Raw genomic sequence first — 2712 nt, forward strand, 5'->3', positions numbered from 1 at the left:
CGGTGGTTCTGCACCACGATACATGTAATGGACGTAGACAGCAACTCAGCCGGAGTGATCACCGTCGCTCCATGGATGTACCCGGTCTCGATGACCGAGACGAGTCGGTCTCTGGTCGCGGCCCAGGTCAGCGAGTCGGGTGGGCAGTCGTCGATCGGAGCCAAGCGTTGGACAAGTCGCGATCCTGCACCCACGATCCGCCCACCAATGGCGGCGGCAATTTCTGAGGCACAGCGTGTCATGGAGCTCTCCTCCCCTCGGCCTGGAGCATGTGTTCCAGACCTGCGCGGAAGCTCCAACGCGGCTCGAACCCGAGCAGCCGCCTGGCCTTGGAGATGTCGAGCACGAACCGCATGGGATCGAAGGGACGAATGGGCCGTCGGTCCACCTCGCCACGGTAGCCGGTCAGCTCCGCGAGGATGGCGACGGCCTCGTCGGTCGTAGTCGCCTCGCCGGTGCCGATGTTGAACCGTTGGTCGATGTGCTCGGTCTCGAGTGCAAGCAGGTTTGCCCGAGCGATGTCCTCGACGTAGGCGAAGTCATTCGACTGCGGTCCACCGTAGAGAACCGGAGCCGCGCCGCGTGCGATGCGCGTGAGGAAGCTGTCGATCAGTCCACCGTGCCACTTGAGCGGCCCGTAGAGGTGTGAGTAGCGGAGCACGACGTGGGGCACATGGTAGCGGCCGATTATCTCCTCTCCGAGTGCCTTCGATCGGCTGTAGTGACTGTTCGAGCCGATGACCGGGTGGTCCTCGGTGATCGGCGTGTTCCACACCGGCATGTAGACGCTTCCGCTCGAGGCGTGGACCACCCTCTCCACCCCGACCTCCTGGGCGACGCCGAAGAGGACGGCGACGCCGCCGACGTTGACGCGGTACGCTTCCGGAGGGTCCTCGTCGGCGTGCAGGAACCGAGACACCGCGGCGAGATTGAGCACCTTGCATCCTGGCTCGAGCACGTCTCGGAGGTCGCCCGCCCGGCAGATGTCCTGTCCGTCTACCAGGTCGAAGCAGAAGACCTCGTAACCAGCCTCCTCGATCAGCGGGATGGTGTGGTGCGCCACAAAACCCCGCCCGCCTGTCACTACGACTCGTCCTTTGTTTGTCACCTGAAACCTCCGTCCAGCGACTCCACGGCCGCCCCGTCGAGAACCTGTCTGAGCTGGCCCATAACCGTCCGCACCTGGGCCTCACACGTGTACCTTTGGAGCACCAGCTCGGCAGCCCGGTCAGCGATCGCCCGTCGCTCGTCCTCGTGCTGGAGATAGTGATAGATCTTTTCCATGAAGTCGTCCGGACCGCAGTCGACCGTGGTCTTGCCGTCCACGAAACCGAGGAGCTCGGCGTCGCGCGGGAGCGGGGCCACGACCAGGCACCCACAGGCCATCGCCTCGAGGTACTTCTGCACCGGGTAGGCCCCGACCCCCGGACAGAACGGGAAGACCTTGGCTCGTCGCAAGCTGTCTGCGTAGGAGCGTTGGTGGTCATCGAACTTCGCATAGTCAGCACGGAACGCCGCGTCGTCCTCGTGGGTCATCCGAGGAACGTGATTGAGCGTCACTGCCCCGGCCCGTGCCTCCTGATGTAGCCGCTGCAGCATGAGCACTCGGAGAGGATAGAAGAATGACTCGGAGCCCTGAAAGAAGACGTCCACCGGGCGATGGTCGACGGCCGGTGGGTGAAAAATCCAACCGGGCACCCCCCATGGTTTCCACAGGAGCTTCGCGTGCTTCAGCCTGGGTTGGAGCACCGTCTTGAAGAGCTCGAACATAGGGACGAGCAGGATGTCGCAGGTGTCGAGACTGGGGATATAGCGGTTGGGGTTCATCTTCTTGATGTCAGCAACCCAGCCCATCGGCGAGTGAAGGTAATCCACCACCCGACCGAGGCCGGCCAGGGGAAGCAGGGAAACCATGCGTGCGTCGAGGAATGGGGCTATTCCTTCCTCGATCTCACAGGCCAGGGTGTGCGGGTCGGCGTTGTACCAGTGCACGCCCAATCCGGGCCTGCCCGAGCCCACAAAGGTCACGTCGAAACGTTCGCCGGCTGACCTGACCACCCGGACGCCGGGGTCTCTCTCCACTGCTTCGAAGAAGTGGCGACGGTGGCTGAGGTCGTATCCGACCTGGGGCAACTGGACCGTGAGCAGGTCACTCATGCCCGCCCCTCGAGGCCGATGACGAACTCGGCCAGGTTCCTGGCTGTGTCACGGGCGATCGGCTCGTCCCGTTCGTAGCAGGTCAACACCTCATCGGCCAGGGCCCTGGCGAGCTCGAGCTCGGCCTCCTCCTGGCCCTTCACCGGGATGGGAGCCCCTGGAACGTAACCCTTGGGTATCCACCGCTGGCCATCGCAGCTCGCGCAGTGACCCTCGCGGGGGCGGCCGCACTCGGCGCACCAGCAGTCCGGGCACCTCTCAAACCCACGAAGCGGAACGGCCGCGGCGAGCTCGAGGAGGGCATCCCGCAACAGCTCGAGCGACCTCCTATCGTCGGCTGGGACGTTGGCTGGATAGTTCGGGTGCATGTCTCGACCCCGATTGACGACACCACTTCGGAGGTACACTCGACCGTCGTCCTCGAGCTCTAAGACGATCCTGATGGTTAGCTCTTCGCAGCGGTGTGGAATCTTGAACTCGACTCGTTTGATTTGCTGGTAGTGCGACATTTATCTATTCCTCCTCTTCAAGGGCGAAGTTGCCGCCCTTGAGCTC

Annotated in this window: 3 protein-coding genes; all 3 read right to left on the bottom strand. The window is 63.6% G+C overall.

Going from position 1 to position 2712, the window contains the following annotated elements:
• Positions 1–238: 238 nt before the first annotated feature.
• The 3 genes from KKA81_16885 to KKA81_16895 are packed head-to-tail and all read right to left on the bottom strand — an operon-like array spanning position 239 to position 2666.
• Entirely contained in the window at positions 239–1084 is an 846-nt protein-coding gene (locus KKA81_16885) for an NAD-dependent epimerase/dehydratase family protein (GenBank protein MBU2652603.1), read from the bottom strand.
• A gap of 20 nt (positions 1085–1104) precedes the next feature.
• Positions 1105–2157 (bottom strand): glycosyltransferase, encoded by a 1053-nt coding sequence (locus KKA81_16890; protein ID MBU2652604.1) that lies wholly within the window; start codon positions 2155–2157, stop codon positions 1105–1107.
• A complete protein-coding gene (locus KKA81_16895; protein MBU2652605.1) occupies positions 2154–2666 on the bottom strand; it encodes a hypothetical protein in 513 nt (170 codons plus the stop codon). The genes KKA81_16890 and KKA81_16895 overlap by 4 nt, the downstream gene beginning before the upstream one ends.
• Between the last annotated feature and the right edge of the window lie 46 nt (positions 2667–2712).

It is taken from the genome of Bacteroidota bacterium, assembly GCA_018831055.1.
Classification (GTDB): domain Bacteria; phylum Bacteroidota; class Bacteroidia; order Bacteroidales; family B18-G4; genus M55B132.